This window comes from Heyndrickxia coagulans DSM 1 = ATCC 7050 (assembly GCF_000290615.1).
Lineage (GTDB): Bacteria > Bacillota > Bacilli > Bacillales > Bacillaceae_C > Weizmannia > Weizmannia coagulans.
Genome location: NZ_ALAS01000077.1, coordinates 1 through 268 on the forward strand (window position 1 = coordinate 1; position 268 = coordinate 268).

Genomic DNA, 268 nt, shown 5'->3' on the forward strand with positions numbered 1-268 from the left:
GTATATCAGACAAATTAAATTCATTCCACATTCAGGTGATCTCATGAAAAAGTTTGTGATAGAACCCACAAAAGAACGAATTGTTGCCCAAGCTGGCTTAGCGATAGTAGGAAATTTACTAAATCAAACGAATTTAGTTTCCAGGTTGAATGCCTATAAACTCCCTGATATCTCCCGGTATCCGGCTTGTTCCAATGGCGATGTGGCTAAATCTTATATCGGCTTGCTTTGCCAGGTAAAAAGTGATTATGACAATATTGAAACCTTC

General features: G+C 38.1%; 1 pseudogene. It reads left to right on the forward strand.

Annotated elements, in window-relative coordinates:
- Nucleotides 1–43: 43 nt before the first annotated feature.
- Nucleotides 44–268, forward strand: a pseudogene (locus tag IC21_RS03225) (IS1380 family transposase); the annotation flags it as partial.